Annotated in this window: 17 protein-coding genes; 7 read left to right on the top strand and 10 right to left on the bottom strand. The window is 71.1% G+C overall.

What is annotated here, in order from left to right; genetic code table 11:
* Positions 1 to 185: 185 nt before the first annotated feature.
* From ABZX30_RS35025 to ABZX30_RS34995, 7 genes are all read right to left on the bottom strand, one after another.
* Positions 186 to 1,232, bottom strand: coding sequence for a LuxR C-terminal-related transcriptional regulator (locus tag ABZX30_RS35025; protein ID WP_355941519.1), 1,047 nt, complete (start codon positions 1,230 to 1,232; stop codon positions 186 to 188).
* 310 nt (positions 1,233 to 1,542) lie between these two features.
* Positions 1,543 to 2,649 carry a substrate-binding domain-containing protein gene (locus ABZX30_RS35020; RefSeq protein WP_355941517.1) on the bottom strand — a complete coding sequence of 369 codons (1,107 nt, stop codon included), beginning with the start codon at positions 2,647 to 2,649 and terminating at the stop codon, positions 1,543 to 1,545.
* A 400-nt stretch (positions 2,650 to 3,049) separates the two neighbouring features.
* Positions 3,050 to 3,502, bottom strand: coding sequence for a helix-turn-helix domain-containing protein (locus ABZX30_RS35015; RefSeq protein WP_355941514.1), 453 nt, complete (start codon positions 3,500 to 3,502; stop codon positions 3,050 to 3,052).
* 5 nt (positions 3,503 to 3,507) lie between these two features.
* Positions 3,508 to 4,701 (bottom strand): molecular chaperone DnaJ, encoded by a 1,194-nt coding sequence (gene dnaJ / locus ABZX30_RS35010; RefSeq protein WP_355941511.1) that lies wholly within the window; start codon positions 4,699 to 4,701, stop codon positions 3,508 to 3,510.
* Positions 4,702 to 4,740: 39 nt separating this feature from the next.
* A complete protein-coding gene (gene grpE, locus ABZX30_RS35005; protein ID WP_355941508.1) occupies positions 4,741 to 5,409 on the bottom strand; it encodes a nucleotide exchange factor GrpE in 669 nt (222 codons plus the stop codon).
* Positions 5,406 to 7,250, bottom strand: coding sequence for a molecular chaperone DnaK (gene dnaK, locus ABZX30_RS35000; protein ID WP_355941505.1), 1,845 nt, complete (start codon positions 7,248 to 7,250; stop codon positions 5,406 to 5,408). Before dnaK ends, grpE begins: the two co-directional genes overlap by 4 nt.
* Before the next feature lie 94 nt (positions 7,251 to 7,344).
* A complete protein-coding gene (locus ABZX30_RS34995; RefSeq protein ID WP_355941502.1) occupies positions 7,345 to 8,436 on the bottom strand; it encodes an MraY family glycosyltransferase in 1,092 nt (363 codons plus the stop codon).
* A gap of 228 nt (positions 8,437 to 8,664) precedes the next feature.
* On the opposite strand from ABZX30_RS34995, the gene ABZX30_RS34990 reads away from it, so the two are divergent.
* Together ABZX30_RS34990 and ABZX30_RS34985 are read left to right on the top strand one after the other, a co-directional pair.
* Positions 8,665 to 10,947: a (Fe-S)-binding protein gene (locus ABZX30_RS34990; protein ID WP_355941499.1), complete on the top strand. Its 2,283-nt coding sequence runs from the start codon at positions 8,665 to 8,667 to the stop codon at positions 10,945 to 10,947.
* A gap of 626 nt (positions 10,948 to 11,573) precedes the next feature.
* Positions 11,574 to 13,067 carry an alpha/beta hydrolase gene (locus ABZX30_RS34985; RefSeq protein ID WP_355941496.1) on the top strand — a complete coding sequence of 498 codons (1,494 nt, stop codon included), beginning with the start codon at positions 11,574 to 11,576 and terminating at the stop codon, positions 13,065 to 13,067.
* Between the two features lie 80 nt (positions 13,068 to 13,147).
* Here the strand turns inward: ABZX30_RS34985 and ABZX30_RS34980 are convergent, their stop codons facing one another.
* The 3 genes from ABZX30_RS34980 to ABZX30_RS34970 all read right to left on the bottom strand — a co-directional run bounded on the left by ABZX30_RS34980 (position 13,148) and on the right by ABZX30_RS34970 (position 14,591).
* A complete protein-coding gene (locus ABZX30_RS34980) occupies positions 13,148 to 13,486 on the bottom strand; it encodes an antibiotic biosynthesis monooxygenase (RefSeq protein WP_355941493.1) in 339 nt (112 codons plus the stop codon).
* Between the two features lie 178 nt (positions 13,487 to 13,664).
* Positions 13,665 to 14,180: a hypothetical protein gene (locus tag ABZX30_RS34975; RefSeq protein WP_355941490.1), complete on the bottom strand. Its 516-nt coding sequence runs from the start codon at positions 14,178 to 14,180 to the stop codon at positions 13,665 to 13,667.
* A 48-nt stretch (positions 14,181 to 14,228) separates the two neighbouring features.
* A complete protein-coding gene (locus ABZX30_RS34970) occupies positions 14,229 to 14,591 on the bottom strand; it encodes a helix-turn-helix transcriptional regulator (protein WP_355941522.1) in 363 nt (120 codons plus the stop codon).
* Between the two features lie 400 nt (positions 14,592 to 14,991).
* On the opposite strand from ABZX30_RS34970, the gene ABZX30_RS34965 reads away from it, so the two are divergent.
* The 5 genes from ABZX30_RS34965 to ABZX30_RS34945 all read left to right on the top strand — a co-directional run bounded on the left by ABZX30_RS34965 (position 14,992) and on the right by ABZX30_RS34945 (position 17,212).
* Positions 14,992 to 15,213 (top strand): WhiB family transcriptional regulator, encoded by a 222-nt coding sequence (locus tag ABZX30_RS34965; RefSeq protein WP_355941487.1) that lies wholly within the window; start codon positions 14,992 to 14,994, stop codon positions 15,211 to 15,213.
* On the top strand, positions 15,210 to 15,719 hold the full coding sequence (locus ABZX30_RS34960) for a hypothetical protein (protein WP_355941484.1): 510 nt from the start codon (positions 15,210 to 15,212) through the stop codon (positions 15,717 to 15,719). The genes ABZX30_RS34965 and ABZX30_RS34960 overlap by 4 nt, the downstream gene beginning before the upstream one ends.
* Positions 15,716 to 15,922 (top strand): helix-turn-helix domain-containing protein, encoded by a 207-nt coding sequence (locus tag ABZX30_RS34955; protein WP_355941481.1) that lies wholly within the window; start codon positions 15,716 to 15,718, stop codon positions 15,920 to 15,922. Before ABZX30_RS34960 ends, ABZX30_RS34955 begins: the two co-directional genes overlap by 4 nt.
* A gap of 248 nt (positions 15,923 to 16,170) precedes the next feature.
* Positions 16,171 to 16,572 carry a hypothetical protein gene (locus ABZX30_RS34950; protein WP_355941478.1) on the top strand — a complete coding sequence of 134 codons (402 nt, stop codon included), beginning with the start codon at positions 16,171 to 16,173 and terminating at the stop codon, positions 16,570 to 16,572.
* A 46-nt stretch (positions 16,573 to 16,618) separates the two neighbouring features.
* On the top strand, positions 16,619 to 17,212 hold the full coding sequence (locus tag ABZX30_RS34945) for a phage tail protein (RefSeq protein ID WP_355941475.1): 594 nt from the start codon (positions 16,619 to 16,621) through the stop codon (positions 17,210 to 17,212).
* Positions 17,213 to 17,283: the final 71 nt, after the last annotated feature.

The raw sequence follows: 17,283 nt of genomic DNA, 5'->3' as shown, positions 1-17,283 counted from the left end.
GCTTCAACTACATCGGCCCCACCGGCAACCAGCGGGACGAGATCACCGTCATCCGGCGGCGCAGCCAGGAGGTGGAGTTCTGATCCGGTCCCGGCCCACCGCACGGTGGGCCGTCCGGGCCCGCCTGGGCGCTCCGGGCCCCCGGCCGAAGGGGCTTGCGGTGGGGACCGGGTACCGCCGGACGGCTATCGCACGGTCGGGGATGCGCGGCCGGGAAGGGTGACCGCGGCCGGTTCCGCCGTGCGCGGTGGGCCGTCCAGGCCCACCTGAGCGATGCGGACGCCCAGTTGGGTACGGCTGGCCGCGCCCAGTGTCTCCGACAGCCGGGCGATGTGGGCCCGGCAGGTGCGGACGCTGATGCCGAGCCGTTCGGCGATCACCGCGTCCTGGTGGCCCTCCGCGAGCAGCGCCGCGATGGACTGCTCGCGGTGCGAGATGCCCTCGATGCCGGTGTCGGGCAGCGGCGCGGTCAGCGGGATCGCCAGCCGCCACAGCCGCTCGAAGACCGTCACGAGGTACTCGACCAGCGCGGGGTGGCGCAGTTCCAGCGCCATGGTGCGGTCGGCGTTGGCGGGGATGAAGGCGACCGTGCGGTCGAAGAGGATCAGCCGGTCGATGACCTCGTCCAGGGTGCGGGCCTCGACCGCGTCACCCATCAGCTCCAGGTAGTTCAGCAGCCCCTGCCCGTGCCGGGCCACGTGCGTGTACAGGTCCCGCATGTGCACGCCCCGGCCGCGCAGCGCCAGCGCCCGGTGCAGGCCCTCGGTGAGTTCCGCCTCCCGCCGGATGCCGCCGGGCTGGACGGTCAGCACCTCGGTGGTGCACGCCTCGGTCGCCTCGTCCATCGCGGCCTGGATCCGGGACAGTCCGTCCAGGACACGGATGGCGGTGCCCTCCGCCGACGCCGCCGCGGAGGCCTGCAGCTGCCGTCCCAGCCCCGCGTAGCGCTCGAAGGCGGCCACCGCCGAACCCACCCGCCGCTGGCTGTCCCGCACCTCGTCGTGGACCCCGCGCAGCAGCCGGGTCATGACCTCCTGCGGGGAGGTCGGCACCAGCCAGGCCATGTCGTCGGGGTCGGGGTGCAGCAGCGCCAGGTCGAGCAGGCAGGGCACCGCCTCGGCGTCCGTGCGCGCCACGCGGCCGCGCCGTACGGCCCGGGAATACACCCGATCCCCGGCCTCGCACAGTCGGTCGGCACCGTGGGGATGCTCTTCCGTCCCGTGCCCGGCCATCGCCCATTCCACCCCCGGTTTGCTGCCACATCCGCAGCGCAACTATGCGCGGCCTCGACCGGGTCCGCAACACGGCTCTCCGCGCCGTGGCCGTCGCCGACCACCGGAACGACCCGCTGTCCCCGGCCTGTGCCCGTCTGTCCTCCGCCCGTGTACTCCGCCCGTCGCACCGCGACAAGCCGACGGTGACGGCCCGAACGTCACGGGCCCGTGCCGGTGGCCGCCCGGAACACGGCCAGGCGCCCACCCTCGCGGGTGAACGCCTGGCACCACGTCCCCTTGACCGCGGCCGGCCGGCTGCCGCGGTGGGCTACTTCAGGCCGATGGACGCGCAGGCCGCCTTGTACTTGGCCGTGCAGATGTCGTCCACCGTGTAGATGCCGTCCGCGATGACGGTGCTCTTGATGGTCTTCCTCGTCAGGGCGTTCACCGTGACCAGCTGGGCGGGGATGTCCTTGTTGGTGGGGCTGTCGACCTTGTCGCGGGTGAGGGCGTCGAACTGGATGTCCCGGCCCTGGATCCTGGCGACGGCCATCTCGGCGGCGGCCTCGGCCTCCTCCGGGTAGGACTTGTAGACGCTCATGTACTGCTCGCCGACGACGACCCGCTGGACCGCCGCCAGCTCCGCGTCCTGGCCGGTGATGGGCGGCAGGTCGGTGACGCCCGCGTTGTTGAACGCCTGGACGATGCCGCCGGCCATGCCGTCGTTGGCGGAGTAGACGGCGGCGATGTTGTCCTTGCCGATCGTGCTGATCGCCTTGGCCATCTCGGCCTGGGCGGTGAGCGGGTCCCACTTGTCGGTGTCGTACGACGCGGCGATGGTCACCTTGCCGTTGAGCTCGGAGAGCGCACCCTCCTTGAACTGCTTGGCGTTCGGGTCGGTCGGCGAGCCGTTCACCATGACGACCTTGTCGGAGGTGTCGGCGTCCGGGCCCAGCGCCTCGAGCAGGGTGCGGGCCTGCACCTCGCCGACGAGCTCGTTGTCGAAGGAGACGTACGCGTCGATCGGTCCCTCGGCCAGCCGGTCGTAGGCGATGACCGGGATGCCCGCGTCCTTCGCCTTCTTCACGGTGGACGCGATGGCGTGCGAGTCGACGGCGTCGAGGATGATGACGTCGACCTTGTCGTCGATCATCTTCACCATCTGGGAGATCTGCCTCTTCGAGTCGGCGGCGGCGTTCGCGTACGTGACCCGGCCCTGCTTCTTGGTGAGCTCGGTGACCTTGGCCTTGATGATCGGGTAGTCGAAGTCGTCGTACCGCGTGTTCGCCTTCTCCGGCATCAGCACACCCACGGTGATGTCGTTGCCCTTCGTCGGGCTCGCGTCGCTCGCGTCCCCCGTCGCGTTCAGCACACCGCAGCCGGCGAGCGAGAGGATCATCGTGGTGGCGGCCACGGATATGGCGATACGACGCATTCGAGGGCTCACTTCAGGTGCGTTCGGGACGTGTGGCTCCTATGCCACCCAGATGACTGAAAAGCCAACGCGTCGGCCACCACCGGCGTCAAGCGGAATCACTTAACGAGTGCGCAACACCACGCTCCGCTGTGCATGTGAAGGCCCAGCGGAATCTTCTCCAAACGCCCTTTACGGACCCTTCACCCAAGGCGAGTTCACGAGAGGGTAAAGATCCGTACAAGTGACTCCGTCCCCCACGAGTCGTGATCTTGGCCGATACGAACCCCCGGGCGGGCCGGTCGTACCGACCGGGCAGGGGATCGAACGAAGTCGGCCATACGCCGGCGGGGGTGCGGAGCGGCGGGCACGGAAAGGGGCCCGGAGTCGTCTCCGGGCCCCTTTCCCCCACGCGGGCGGGTCAGTCGGTCTGCTGCTGCCGCTTGGGCCGCCACACCACCAGGGCGCTGGTCTGCTGGACCTCCTGGTACGGGACGAGGTCCCGCCGGTAGGAGGCGTGCACGGCGGCCTCGCGCTGGCGCATCGCGGCGGCCGCGCCGTCCAGGGCCGCCTCCAGCTCCACGACGCGGGACTGGAGCGCGGCGACCTGGTTCTCCAGTTCGATGATGCGCTTGATGCCGGCCAGGTTGATGCCCTCGTCCTGCGACAACTGCTGCACCTGGCGGAGCAGTTCGATGTCACGGGCCGAGTAACGGCGGCCCCGCCCGGCGGTACGGCCGGGGGACACCAGGCCCAGGCGGTCGTACTGGCGCAGCGTCTGCGGGTGCAGGCCGGAGAGCTGGGCCGCCACCGAGATGACGTAGACCGGGGTTTCCTCGGTCAGTTCATACGGGTTCCGTCGACGGCCGTCCATCCCACTCAAGCTCCCTTCGCTGCCTCGAACAGCTCCGCCCGCGGGTCCTCGCCCGCGGTCACCTCGCGATACGCCTCGAGCGCGTCACGAGCCTTCCCCGACACGTCCTTCGGGACACTCACCTCGACGGTGACCAACAGGTCGCCGCGGGTGCCGTCCTTGCGGACCGCGCCCTTGCCCCGCGCCCGCATGGTGCGCCCGTTCGGCGTGCCCGGCGGCAGCTTCAGCGTGACGGGGGGACCGCCGAGGGTCGGGACGCGGACCTCGCCGCCGAGGGCGGCCTCGGTGAACGTCACCGGGACGGTCACCGTGAGGTTGTCGCCTTTGCGGCCGAACACCGGGTGCTCGCCGACGTGTACGACCACGTACAGGTCGCCCGCCGGACCGCCCCGCTCGCCGGGCGCGCCCTTGCCGCGCAGCCGGATGCGCTGCCCGTCGGTGACGCCGGCCGGGATGCGGACCTGCATGGTGCGGGAGGACTTGGCCCGGCCGCTGCCCTTGCACTCCATGCAGGGGTGCTCGGCGATCAGGCCGCGCCCCTTGCAGTCGGGGCAGGGGTCGGTGAGGGAGAACCCTCCCCCGGAGCCCCGGGCCACCTGGCCGGTGCCGACGCAGGTCGGGCACACGCGGGGCGTGCCGTTCTTGTCGCCGGTGCCCGAACAGGCCTTGCACGGAGCCTGCGAGGACATCCTGAGCGGGACCGTGGCCCCCTCGATGGCCTCCGTGAAGCTGAGCGTGACCTCGGACTCGACGTCCTGGCCGCGCCGGGGCTGGGTGCGCGTGGTGCCCGCGCCACCCCGGTTGAACAGGCCCCCGAAGACGTCACCGATTCCGCCGCCGAAGCCGCCGCCCCCGGCCTGGGCGCCGCCTCCGCCTCCGAAGAGGTCGCCCAGGTCGAAGTTGAACGATCCGCCGCCCGCGCCCGGCCCGGGGCGACCCTGCCTGTCGAAGAGGGCCCCGTTGCCGAACAGGGTGCGGGCCTCGTCGTACTCCTTGCGCTTCTTCGGGTCACCGAGGACGTCGTTCGCCTCGGAGATCTCCTTGAAGCGCTCCTCGGCTTTGGCGTTGCCCTTGTTGGCGTCCGGGTGGAACTCGCGGGCGAGCTTCCGGTACGCCTTCTTGATCTCGGCCTCGGTGGCGTCCTTGGGGACGCCGAGGACCTTGTAGTAGTCCTTCTCGATGAAGTCCTTGGTGCTCATCCCCGACGCCCCTCCTTCCGTGCTTGGTTCGTGTCGACGTCAGCCCTCCTCCGGGCCACCGCTCTCCTTGTCGTCGACGGCGCCGGCCCCGGGGCTGTCCTCAGCCCCTTCGGCCTTCGCCGTCTGCGCGCCGGGCTGCGGTTCGGCCACGGCCACCCGCGCGGGGCGGATGGTGCGCTCGCCGATGCGATACCCGGGCTGCAGAATCGCCACGCACGTCGTCTCGGTGACGTCCGGCGCGTACGAGTGCATCAGGGCCTCGTGGATCGTCGGGTCGAAGGGCTCGCCCTCCTTGCCGAACTGCTGGAGGCCCATCTTGGCCGCGACGGTCTCCAGCGACTCTGCCACCGACTTGAAACCGCCGACGAGTTCGCCGTGTTCCCGCGCGCGGCCGATGTCGTCGAGCACGGGCAGGAGCTCGGTCAGGAGGTTCGCGACGGCGATCTCCTTGACCGTGATCCGGTCACGCTCGACGCGGCGGCGGTAGTTCTGGTACTCGGCCTGGAGTCGCTGGAGGTCCGCGGTGCGCTCGCCGAGCGCGGTGCGCACCTGGTCCAGCTGGGCCACCAGGCCTGCTGTCTGGTTCGCGTCCCCGGCCGGGGCCGCCTGCTCCTCGGAGGAGGAGGCGGCCTTCGGCTCGGCGTCGTCAGGGGTGGCGCCGGAGGGGACGTCGGGCTTCTCCTCGAAGCCCGGGGTCTCCTCCGTCACGCGGCACCGTCCTTGCGCTCGTCGTCCACGATCTCCGCGTCGACGACGTCGTCGTCGGCCTTGGCCTCACCGGCACCGGCGGACGCGCCACCGGCGGCCTGCGCGGCCTGGGCGTCGGCGTACATGGCCTGGCCCAGCTTCTGGGAGACGGCCGCGACCTTCTCCGTCGCGGTGCGGATCTCGGCGCTGTCCTCGCCCTTGAGGGCTTCCTTCAGCTCGCCGATCGCTTCCTCGACCTCGGTCTTGATCTCGCCCGGGACCTTGTCCTCGTTGTCCTTGAGGAACTTCTCGGTCTGGTAGACGAGCTGCTCGCCCTGGTTGCGGGTCTCGGCGGCCTCGCGGCGCTTGTGGTCCTCCTCCGCGTAGCGCTCGGCCTCCTCGCGCATGCGATCGACCTCTTCCTTCGGGAGCGAGGAGCCGCCGGTGACGGTCATCTTCTGCTCCTTGCCGGTGCCGAGGTCCTTCGCCGTGACGTGCATGATGCCGTTGGCGTCGATGTCGAAGGAGACCTCGATCTGCGGGACGCCGCGCGGCGCCGGGGGCAGACCGGTCAGCTCGAACATGCCGAGCTTCTTGTTGTACGCCGCGATCTCGCGCTCGCCCTGGTAGACCTGGATCTGCACGGACGGCTGGTTGTCCTCGGCCGTGGTGAAGATCTCGGAGCGCTTGGTCGGGATCGTGGTGTTGCGCTCGATCAGCTTGGTCATGATGCCGCCCTTGGTCTCGATGCCGAGGGACAGCGGGGTGACGTCGAGGAGCAGGACGTCCTTGACCTCGCCCTTGAGGACACCGGCCTGGAGCGAGGCGCCGATGGCGACGACCTCGTCCGGGTTCACACCCTTGTTGGCCTCCTTGCCGCCGGTCAGCTCCTTGACGAGCTCGGCGACGGCGGGCATGCGGGTGGAACCGCCGACGAGGACGACGTGGTCGATCTCGCCGAGGGCGATGCCGGCGTCCTTGATGACGTTGTGGAACGGCGTCTTGCAGCGCTCCAGCAGATCGGCCGTCAGCTGCTGGAACTGGGCGCGGGTGAGCTTCTCGTCCAGGTGCAGCGGGCCCTCGGCGGACGCGGTGATGTAGGGCAGGTTGATCGAGGTCTCGCTGGACGAGGACAGCTCGATCTTCGCCTTCTCGGCGGCCTCGCGCAGCCGCTGGAGGGCCATCTTGTCCTTGGCCAGGTCCACGCCGTGGCCGGACTTGAACTGCTGCACCAGGTAGTCGACGACGCGCTGGTCCCAGTCGTCACCACCGAGGTGGTTGTCACCGTTGGTGGCCTTCACCTCGACGACGCCGTCGCCGATCTCCAGCAGGGACACGTCGAAGGTGCCGCCACCGAGGTCGAAGACGAGGATCGTCTGGTCGTCCTTGTCCAGGCCGTAGGCCAGCGCGGCCGCGGTCGGCTCGTTGACGATGCGCAGGACGTTCAGACCGGCGATCTCGCCGGCCTCCTTGGTCGCCTGGCGCTCGGAGTCGTTGAAGTACGCCGGGACGGTGATGACCGCGTCGGTCACCTTCTCGCCCAGGTAGGCCTCGGCGTCCCGCTTCAGCTTCTGCAGGATGAAGGCGGAGATCTGCTGCGGGTTGAAGGGCTTCCCGTCCAGCTCCATCTTCCAGTCGGTGCCCATGTGACGCTTGACGGACCGGATGGTCCGGTCCACGTTGGTGACCGCCTGGCGCTTGGCGACCTCGCCGACGAGCACCTCACCGTTCTTGGCGAAGGCGACGACGGACGGCGTGGTCCTGGCGCCCTCGGCGTTGGTGATGACGGTGGGCTCGCCGCCTTCCAGAACGCTGACGACGGAGTTAGTCGTGCCCAGGTCGATGCCGACCGCACGTGCCATGGTGAATTCCTCCAGCTGACTTGAGTGGAACAGGCTCAAGTGTGCATGAGGAGGGCCGCTGGGTCAACAGACCTGAGTCGAACCGGCTCAAGTCTTATCCGTTCCTTACGCGCAACGGGACTGTGACCTGTGCTGATGCCCGCGTAGAGGTCCGCGCGGAGGTCCGGGCCGAAGTTGACGAAGCTGACGAAGCCGCCGTCTGCGTCGGCACGGCGCGCCGCACCCCGTACACGGGTACGCGGAGCAGCCCGAGCACGACCACGGACATCCCGCCGACCACCCACAGCACTGCCTGCTCCCCCGCCCAGCCGCTGTGCACCAGCACCCCGGCGAGCACCGCCGCGAAGGCCCCGGCCCCCAGCAGCACGACGGCCCCCGGCGGGGTGAGCCCGAGCCGCCGCAGCCGGTGGGCCAGGTGGTCGGGCCCGCCGCGCAGCAGCGACCGCCGGGCCATCAGCCGGGACAGGGCCACGAGGACCACGTCCGCGGTGGCGACCGCGGTGAGCGGGAACAGCACCCGCACGCTGGACCCGAGCGGGTACCCCGCCCGGGCGGTCACCGCCGCGGAGGCGAGCAGGAACCCGGTGAACAGCGACCCGCAGGCGCCGAGTCCGATCCGCGCGGGCGGCCAGTTGTGCATGAGGAACCCGGTGAGGGCGGCGGCGAGCACGCTCAGCAGCACCGCCAGCCCGTCCATCACCTCCGCCGCCGCGCACGCCCCCGCCCCGAAGGCCGTGACCACGCCGACCGTTCCCGTGAGCCCGTCGGCGTGGTCCAGCGCCCGGAAGGCGAGCGTGACGAACACGATCCAGCTCACCGCCAGCAACCCGGCGGCCACGCCCGTCTCCTCGTACGGCACCACGCAGGCCGCCGCCACCGCCGCACCGGCGACCAGTACCCGCGCCCGCAGCCGCCACACATCCGCGACCAGTCCGAGCGCGGCGATCCCGGCCCCCGCCACCAGCAGGTCCCCCACCCCGCCCCCCAGCGGCGCGACCCGCGTCCACTGCCCCATGCCGGCGACGAGACAGGTCGCGGCCACCACCGCCAGCCCTCCGAACAGCGGTACGGGCCGCTGCCGCCGCCGGTCGACGATCCCGGCCCGCAGGACCGGCCCCCTCAGCAGCGCCGCGAGCACGGCGGTCAGCAGGAGGGCGGTGGTGGCGGCGAGGATCCCGTAGAGCACGGCTCTAAAGTAGGGCCGAAAGTATCAATTCGGGATGAATAACACGATCCGATTGCCCGGCGGGCGACTCGCCCCCACCCCTGAGCCCACTCAGGCACACCTGAGCGACCCATATCACCCCGCACCCGGCTGCATCTCGACGGAAGATGGGGGTAGTCTCAAACGGACTGCATAAGTTACCGCTTAGTAATGTCACTCGGTCAATTCGAGGCCGCCTCAGGAGCCCCAATGCAACTCGCCGCGATCATCGTGTCGCTGGTCCTGATCGTGGTCGGTGTGGCACTGTTCGGCCGCGCCCTCCTGCAGATCTTCAACTACATGCGGCTGGGCCAGCCGGTGCCGGCCGGCACGCGGACCGACGATCCCACGCAGCGCACCCTCACCGTGGTCAGGGAGTTCCTCGGCCACACCCGGATGAACCGCTGGGGCATCGTGGGTGTCGCGCACTGGTTCGTGGCGGTGGGCTTCTTCACCCTGCTGCTGACGATCGTCAACGCGATCGGCCAGCTGTTCCAGGCCGACTGGCTCCTGCCGGTCCTCGGCGACTGGGCGCCGTACAACGTGTACGTCGAGTTCATCGGCACGATGACGGTGGTCGGCATCCTCGTCCTGATCGCCATCCGCCAGCTGAACCACCCGCGCGACCCGGGCCGCAAGTCCCGCTTCGCCGGCTCCAACTTCGGCCAGGCGTACTTCGTCGAGGCCGTCATCCTCATCGTCGGCGTCTGCATCTTCATGCTGCACGCGCTGGAGGGCGCCCAGCACCACGTGGACGGCTACGAGGCCTCGTTCTTCATCTCGTACCCGGTGGTGCACTGGCTCGAGGGCATGGACGTCTCCACGCTCCAGAACCTCACCTACTTCTTCGCCGGCCTGAAGATCGCGACCTCCTTCATCTGGATGATCACGGTCGCCCTGAAGACCGACATGGGCGTGGCCTGGCACCGCTTCCTCGCCTTCCCGAACATCTGGTTCAAGCGCGACGCGACCGGCGGGACCGCCCTCGGCGCCCTGCTCCCGATGACCTCCGGCGGCAAGCCGATCAACTTCGAGGACCCGGGCGACGACGACGTCTTCGGCGTCTCCCAGGTCGAGCAGTTCTCCTGGAAGGGCCTGCTCGACTTCTCCACCTGCACCGAGTGCGGCCGCTGCCAGTCGCAGTGCCCCGCGTGGAACACGGGCAAGCCGCTGTCGCCGAAGCTGCTGATCATGTCGCTGCGCGACCACGCCCACGCCAAGGCGCCGTACCTGCTCGCGGGCGGCGGCAAGACCATGGAGGGCGAGGAGAAGGCGTCCGAGGAGCAGCTGAAGGACGTCCCGGCCGCCGCCCTGGCGGAGGCCGAGCGCCCGCTGATCGGCACCGCCGACGAGAACGGCGTCATCGACCCGGACGTCCTGTGGTCCTGCACCACCTGCGGCGCCTGCGTCGAGCAGTGCCCCGTCGACATCGAGCACGTCGACCACATCGTCGACATGCGCCGCTACCAGGTCATGATCGAGAGCGCCTTCCCCTCCGAGGCGGGCACGATGCTCAAGAACCTGGAGAAGAAGGGCAACCCCTGGGGCCTGGCCAAGAAGCAGCGCCTGGAGTGGCTCAAGGAGGTCGACTTCGAGGTCCCGGTCGTCGGCAAGGACATCGAGGACCTCACCGAGGTCGAGTACCTGTACTGGGTCGGCTGCGCCGGCGCCCTCGAGGACCGCGCCAAGAAGACCACGAAGGCCTTCGCCGAACTGCTCCACATCGCGGGCGTCAAGTTCGCGATCATGGGCGGCGACGAGAAGTGCACCGGTGACTCCGCCCGCCGCCTCGGCAACGAGCCCCTCTTCCAGGAGCTCGGCATGGAGAACGTGATGGCCCTGAACACGGCGTTCGGCGAGGAGCTGGACGACGAGGGCAAGGTCACGCCGGAGTCGAAGAAGCCGAAGTCGGCGAAGAAGATCGTCGCCACCTGCCCGCACTGCCTCAACACCCTCGGCAACGAGTACCCACAGCTCGGCGGCGACTACGAGGTCATCCACCACACCCAGCTGCTCCAGCACCTGGTGGACGAGGGCAAGCTCGTCCCGGTCACCCCGGTCGAGGGCATCATCACCTACCACGACCCGTGCTACCTGGGCCGCCACAACAAGATCTACACGCCCCCGCGCGAGATCATCGGCAAGGTCCCGGGCCTGCGCAACGAGGAGATGCACCGCCACAAGGAGCGCGGCTTCTGCTGCGGCGCCGGCGGCGCGCGGATGTGGATGGAGGAGCGGATCGGCAAGCGCATCAACAACGAGCGCGTCGACGAGGCGCTGTCGCTGAACCCCGACATCGTCTCCACCGCCTGCCCGTTCTGCCTCGTCATGCTCACGGACTCCGTGAACGGCAAGAAGAACGACGGCAAGGCGAAGGAGTCCATCCAGGTCGTGGACGTCGCCCAGCTCCTCCTGGACTCGGTGAGGACCCCGGTCGACCCGGCCGGCGAGCCCGAGACGGAGAGCGAGCCGGAGCCGGAGCCGGTGAAGTAACGGCACCCCTTCGCGGCGCCCGGTGCCCCCGTCTCGTACGAGACGGGGGCACCGCCGTTCCGGGGGCTCGGCCCAGCGCCGGCCGCTTCCCGCGATTCCGCGATTCCGCGATTCCCGCGATTGGCAGGAATGGGCCACGTCTCGGCGCGGTGACCTGCCGCTGCGCTGCGCGCGGCCGGCCCATGTCTACCCATTGCGGGAAGCGGCCGGCGTCGGCGGGGCGCCGAACTCCTCGCCTCCGAACTCCTCGCCTCCGAACTCCTCGCCTCCGAACTCCTCGGCAACGCCATCCGCCACACCGAAGGCCCCGCCGCCCTGAAACTCCGGCACTCGGGCCCCTCGTTCCGCCTCGGCGCCTGGGACACCGACCCCGCTCCACCGACGACGACGGTCCCACCGGACGACGCCGAAACCGGTCGGGGCTGCACCTGGTCCAGGCCTACGCCGACGACGGGGGGTGGTTCCGCATCGGCGGGTCCCGGGGCAAGGGCGGAAACGGCACGTACGTGTGGTGTGAACTGGCCTCGGGGCCCGGGGAGTAGGGGAACCCCGGGGGGTAAACCCCCCGGCGCGGAAGCCGGTTGGCCGGATGTCGGTGCGGGGCGGGGCAGGCGAAGCTCGTCCGTATGACGAAGATCAAGCGCACCGCGGCCCTGTTCGCCGCCTCCGCCGCCGTCCTCGGCCTCGCCGTGCCCGCCGCCACGGCGTCCCCCTCGACGGCCGGCGACGCCGGACCGCCGCGGCTCCACTGGACGAAGTGCGAGGGGAAGGGGCTCGATCCGCGGCAGGAGTGCTCGACCATCGAGGTGCCGATGGACTACGCCGACCCGCACGGCGAGAAGATCACCCTCGCGTTCTCCCGCATCCCCGCCGAGAACCCGCGGACACGCCGCGGCGCCCTGTTCCTGATCCCCGGCGGGCCCGGCGGCGGCAGCCTCGACCAGCCCTCGGGCAAGGGGCAGAAGCTGCCGCAGGAAGTACGGGACACCTACGACCTGATCGGGTTCGATCCCCGGGGGTACGGCCGCTCCGCGCCGGTCAGCTGCGGCCTGGAGCGGGGTGACCTGGCCCGGACGAAACTCCTGCCCTGGCCCGGCCCCGACGGCTCCGTCACGGAGAACATGGCCACCGCGCGGCGGATGTCGGACGCCTGCGCGCGCAACGGCGGCCGGCTGATGCGGCACATCAGCTCCGCCGACGAGGCGCGCGACCTCGACCGCATCCGGGCGGCGCTCGGCGAGCGGAAGATCTCCGCCTGGGGCGTCTCGTACGGGACGTACGTCGGCGCCGTCTACAACGAGCTGTTCCCGCACCGCACCGACCGCTTCGTGCTGGACAGCAACAACAACCCCGACCACGTGCGGGTGGAGCGGGCCTGGCTCGCCGCGTTCGAAGCGGGCGCCGAGGACAACTTCCCCGAGTTCGACGACTGGGCGTCCCGGCCGGACAACCCCGACCGGGTGGCGGACACCGCGGCCGAGGTCCGCGGCGTCTTCCTCCGCCTCGCCGAACGCCTCGACCGTGACCCCCTCCCGTGGCCGGGCGCCGACCCGGAGGAGCTGAACGGCAACGTGCTCCGCCAGACGATGCTGGACAGCCTGTACGACCCCGACGACTACCCGGCCCTGGCCGAGCTGATCCTGGCCGCCCGGAAGGGCACCGTGCCGCCCGCGCCCCAGGCACCGCCCGAGGCGGTCCTACAGAACGTCACCGCGGTCAGCGCGGCCACCCTCTGCAACGACGTCGCCTGGCCCAGGTCCGCGGCCGGGTACCAGAAGGAGGTCACCGAGAGCCGCGCCAAGTACCCGCTGACCGCCGGGATGCCGAGGAACGCGGCGATGTGCGCCGCCTGGCCGTACCCGCCGAAGGAGCCGGCGGTACGGATCAGCGACCGCGGCCCCTCCACCGTCCTGATGGTCCAGAACCGGCGTGACGTGGCCACCCCCCTCAGCGGTGCCCTCAAGCTCCGCCAGGCCCTCGGCCGGCGCGCCGTCATGGTGACCGTGGACTCCACCGGCCACGACGCCTACCTCGACAACGGCAACGCCTGCGGCGACCGGACGGTCTCCCACTTCCTGGCGACGGGTGAGCGGCCGGCGCGGGACCTGGTCTGCGAGTAGGCGCGGCCCGGCCCGTCCGGGTACCGACGCCCCCACGGCTCGCGCGGCCGGGGGGCGTCGCCGTTTCCCCGTCGCTGCGCCTACTCGCTCTTCGGGCCCGCCTGCTGCACGACCTCGAAGGACCACAGGGTGGAGCCGGAGGCCGCGGGCCTGGACCGCTCGCCGCCCTCCCCGCCACTCTCGCCGGCGCCCTGGTGCGCGGACTTCATCGGGCCCTCCATCCACGCCTGGAAGGACTCCTCGTCCCGCCAGCGCGTGTAGACGAGGTAGGTGTCGGTGCCCTCCACGGGGCGCAGCAGCTCGAACCACTCGAAGCCGTCGGAGTTCTCCACGGCGTGGGCCCGCGAGGCGAACCGCTTCTCGAGGGTCTCCCGCTGCTCGGTCGGCACGGTCAGTACGTTGATCTTGACTACGCTCATGGTCCCATCCTGCCTGCTGGTACGCGACGGCGCGCAGGAGGCGACGGGGCGAGGCCGTGCCCCGTCAGACCGTGGATGCTCGTCCGCCCGGCCCTCCGGCAGCCCGAAGGGCTCGCGCCGCTCACGGTCACGGCCGGTACGCCGATCCCGGCCTCGCCGGTGACCGGTGCCCGCCGCTTCACCCGTCCCCGTCGGGCCGCCGCGCCGCATCGGCTCCCTCGCCGCGCTCCCGGACGCGCTCGTGCCGCCCGCGGCCGGGTTCGTCGTGCCGGTGTCGCGGCTTCGCCCGGGCAGGCTCGTCGCCGGGGCCGGCGGCCCGGGCGGTGCGGCCGGGGAAGTCCAGCAGCCGGCCCATGGCGGACAGGGGATCGGGATCGGCCGGATGCTGCGCCGGGCGGGCCGGATCACCCGAGCCGGACGGGCCGGCTTGCACGTGGCCGGACGGTCCGGGCTCGCCGGACGGGCGGACCGCCCGGGCGTGCTCCTCCCAGCCCGTGCGGTACCACTGGAGGTTGGCCCGCTGCACCTCCTCGTCGGTGAGGATGCGGACCGCTTCCGGTCCCGCCTCCCGGACCTTCTCCCCCAGTACGATCAGCAGGCCGCCCAGCAGCCGGGTAACCCGCTCCGCCTCGGTGGGCGGCTCGCCGCCGCCGGTACCGTCCCTGTCATTTTCCTGGCGTCCCCCGTCACCCATGTGTGCACTCCTTGCACTCCCGCACTCCCCCGTCCCGCGTCTCTTTCCCTAACGCCCCTCCGTCAGAAACTGCCGGGCCACCTTCACGAACAGGCAGCGCAGCTCCTCCGGTACGCCCATGCGCCGCGCCGCCTCCTCCGGGCTCAGCCGCCGCCCCGCTCCGGGGTCCGCGCCCGGGTCCGGGTCCGGTTCGAGCGGCAGATCGTCCTCGGACAGCCGCCCGGAGCGGATCAGCATGTCCCGCAGCGGCACGCCGAGCACCACGGCCAGGCGCCGCATGGTCTCGAGGTCCGGCATGCTCTGCCGCTGCAGCAGCCGGGTCACCGCGGCCCGGTGGACACCGGAGTCGTCGGCCAACCGCGACTTGCCACCGCCACGTGGGCCGTCGATCACATAGCCGCGGTCCCGCATCAGGTCCTCGACCCAGGCGGCGAACTCCTCCAGCGCGTCGGCGCGTTCCGTCCGCTCTGCGCGTTCCGTGCCCGTGGCACGTTGGCTGGGCCCCATGTTCCCGCTCTCCCCTCGTGTGGGGAGCAGCGTACCGATCGCGCACGCACCGGGAGTGCGCGCGCACGCGCGTAAGGAAACGCACCTCTCACCTCACCTCACCTCGTCGCGGACCACTTCCACCCCTTCTTTCGAACTAATGTTCGCACGCGGAGCAGTCGGCCGCATCCGTCACATCCGGCCCGCCCACCCCCGCCACCCCGGCCACTTCTCAAGTCACTTGCGCTCGCGCTCGCACGGTGCCACGCTGACCAGTGCCCGCATGTGTCGAACAAATATTCCCATCTACGGGGAGGTACAGCCCGTGACCAGCGAAATCGACTGGCGCAGGGCCGCAGCCTGCGCCAGTCTCCCACAACGCTACGTATTCACCCGCAACCCCTCCGAAGCCGAGCATACGTTGCGCGCGTGCAACCAATGTCAGATCCGACGCGAGTGCGAGGCCGTCGTCGACCCCTCGCACACCTGGTTCGACGGCGTCAGCGGCGGGCGGCTGTGGCGCAACGGACGCGAGGTCGCCGTATGAACCCGGCCGTCTGGATCTCCTCGCTGCTGCGGCGGTACCCCGAACTCGTCACCGAGCTGGCGCCCGCGGCCCACGGGGGGCTGCGGGAACGGCGCGGCGGCGGGCCCGTCGGCGGCACCACCGCCCCCGTACGGCTGCACGTCTCCGACGCCCTGCGCGACATCACGGACGGGGTCGTCGAACTGGAGGAGGCCGTACGCGAACGGCTCGGCCTGCGTCCCGTGCCCGCCGCCCCCGTACCGGTGCGGCTGCGCCGGATCGCCGGGCTGCTGGAGCGCGTCGCCGCCGACCCGGTGCTGGCCGCGCACGTCGAGGACGAGACCCGGCGGATGGCCGCGCGCTGCGCCCGCGCGCTCGGCGACCCGGAACAGATGGTCCGCATGCCCGGACGCTGCCCGGCCTGCGACTCGGTGTCACTGCGGGGGTTCCCGGAGCGGGCCGAGGTGCGGTGCGTGAACCCGCCCTGCGGGCATGTGGCCGGGCCGGCGGACGAGGAGGCCCCATGAACTCGATGAACTCGGCGAACTCCCCCATGGTCACGTCCGAGCTGGCCGCCACCGAGGCCGGCGTCACCCCCGCCACCATCCGCAAGTGGGTGCAGCGCGGGCACCTGCGGCCCGCCGGCGCGCAGGGCCGCCGGCAGCTGTACCGGCTGGAGGACGTGTTCGCCGCCGAGCGCGCGACGAACCGCTCACGCGGCAGCCGCTGACGACCGCCGCCCCGCACCCGCACCCGCACCCGCACCATCGGGGTCCCTCGCTCACCGCGACGGGCCCCTTCGGCGTTCCCTGCCGCCAACTACCCCTGCGCAGAAGCTCAGTTGCGAGAACCAGGAGGCCGCGTCACACTCGAAGCAGCGGCAGAGCTGCGCCCGGATCCCGGGCGACGGACCTGCCGCTTTCTGCTGCCCGGAAACCGGGCCCCCTCTTCGCCTCCTCTCCCGAAGGGAGCGTCCATGTGGCGATCCTGAACTTCCCCGACGTGGAGCGGCTCGTCGTCGACTTCCTGAAGAACCGGACCGAGCTGGCCGGGACCACTGTCGACAACCGGCCGCCCGCCGGGTTCGACGGCACCCAGCAGGTCGTCCTCGTCTCCCGCGCCGGCGGCGCCTGGATCGACGACCTCAACCTCGACCGGCCGCTGGTCGACCTCGAGGTGTACGGCCCGGACAAGACCACCGCACTCGTCACCGCCGACGCGGCCCGCGCCTGCGCCCTGGAACTCCAAGGCACCCGGTACGGCACCGCGCTGGTCACCGACGTCGACGAGGCGGACGGACCGCGCTGGCTGCCGGACTACAACCGCCCGGCCGGAAACCGCTACCTGGCCACCCTGCGGCTGTCGATCCGCCCGGCATAAGCGACTGCACCACCGCCTACTCCCCCTCTCTCACCGAGGAGCACACATGGCAGGCTTCAAGAACACCGAGATCCGCATCGCCGGCGCCGGCAACGTCTGGTGGGCCCCGGCCGGCACCACCGCCAAGGACACCGCCGCGCTGGCCTCCCCGTGGGTCAACCTGGGCTTCACCTCGTCCGACGGGGTCAAGTTCAACAAGAAGGACAAGAACGACCCGGTCGACACCTGGCAGTCGATGGCCCCGGCGCGCTTCATGCTCTCCGACCGGGACCTGACCCTGAAGTTCCAGCTGCTCCAGATCAACAAGGACACGTTCCCGTTCTACCTGGGGCTGCCGTCGACCTCGATCGTCTCGGCCGGTTCCCAGACGGAGACCACCGCGCAGAAGATCGACATCGGCGGTACGCCGGGCGGCCAGGACCAGCGGGCCCTCGCCATCGACTTCGCGGACAACAACGGCGCCAAGGACCTGCGCTACCGGCTGGTGGTCCCGTACGGCGCGGTCTCCGAGGTGGAGGAGCTGTCGCTGTCCCGCACCGGCGCGGTCAAGCTCGGCGTCACCTTCACCGCGCTGTCCGGCGACGACCCGGCCAAGCCGATGGCGACCTGGCTGGTCAACGACCCGGCCGCGCTGGCCTGATCCTCTCTGAGCCCTTCCCTCCCCCCCTCGGGCCCGGCGTGCGCGCGCACGCCGGGCCCGAGGGGGGGAGG

The sequence above is a fragment of the Streptomyces sp. NPDC004542 genome, assembly GCF_040610035.1.
GTDB lineage: Bacteria > Actinomycetota > Actinomycetes > Streptomycetales > Streptomycetaceae > Streptomyces.
Note: the sequence above shows the minus strand (reverse complement) of the source record. Positions and strands in the feature narration are given on the sequence as shown.

Excerpts from the sequence above, each read along its gene's own strand:
- ABZX30_RS35025 (WP_355941519.1), bottom strand. The coding sequence starts at position 1,232 with ATGGCCGGGCACGGGACGGAAGAGCATCCCCACGGTGCCGACCGACTG.
- ABZX30_RS35020 (WP_355941517.1), bottom strand. The coding sequence starts at position 2,649 with ATGCGTCGTATCGCCATATCCGTGGCCGCCACCACGATGATCCTCTCG.
- ABZX30_RS35015 (WP_355941514.1), bottom strand. The coding sequence starts at position 3,502 with ATGGACGGCCGTCGACGGAACCCGTATGAACTGACCGAGGAAACCCCG.
- dnaJ (WP_355941511.1), bottom strand. The coding sequence starts at position 4,701 with ATGAGCACCAAGGACTTCATCGAGAAGGACTACTACAAGGTCCTCGGC.
- dnaK (WP_355941505.1), bottom strand. The coding sequence starts at position 7,250 with ATGGCACGTGCGGTCGGCATCGACCTGGGCACGACTAACTCCGTCGTC.
- ABZX30_RS34990 (WP_355941499.1), top strand. The coding sequence starts at position 8,665 with ATGCAACTCGCCGCGATCATCGTGTCGCTGGTCCTGATCGTGGTCGGT.
- ABZX30_RS34985 (WP_355941496.1), top strand. The coding sequence starts at position 11,574 with ATGACGAAGATCAAGCGCACCGCGGCCCTGTTCGCCGCCTCCGCCGCC.
- ABZX30_RS34980 (WP_355941493.1), bottom strand. The coding sequence starts at position 13,486 with ATGAGCGTAGTCAAGATCAACGTACTGACCGTGCCGACCGAGCAGCGG.
- ABZX30_RS34975 (WP_355941490.1), bottom strand. The coding sequence starts at position 14,180 with ATGGGTGACGGGGGACGCCAGGAAAATGACAGGGACGGTACCGGCGGC.
- ABZX30_RS34970 (WP_355941522.1), bottom strand. The coding sequence starts at position 14,591 with ATGCGGGACCGCGGCTATGTGATCGACGGCCCACGTGGCGGTGGCAAG.
- ABZX30_RS34960 (WP_355941484.1), top strand. The coding sequence starts at position 15,210 with ATGAACCCGGCCGTCTGGATCTCCTCGCTGCTGCGGCGGTACCCCGAA.
- ABZX30_RS34955 (WP_355941481.1), top strand. The coding sequence starts at position 15,716 with ATGAACTCGATGAACTCGGCGAACTCCCCCATGGTCACGTCCGAGCTG.
- ABZX30_RS34945 (WP_355941475.1), top strand. The coding sequence starts at position 16,619 with ATGGCAGGCTTCAAGAACACCGAGATCCGCATCGCCGGCGCCGGCAAC.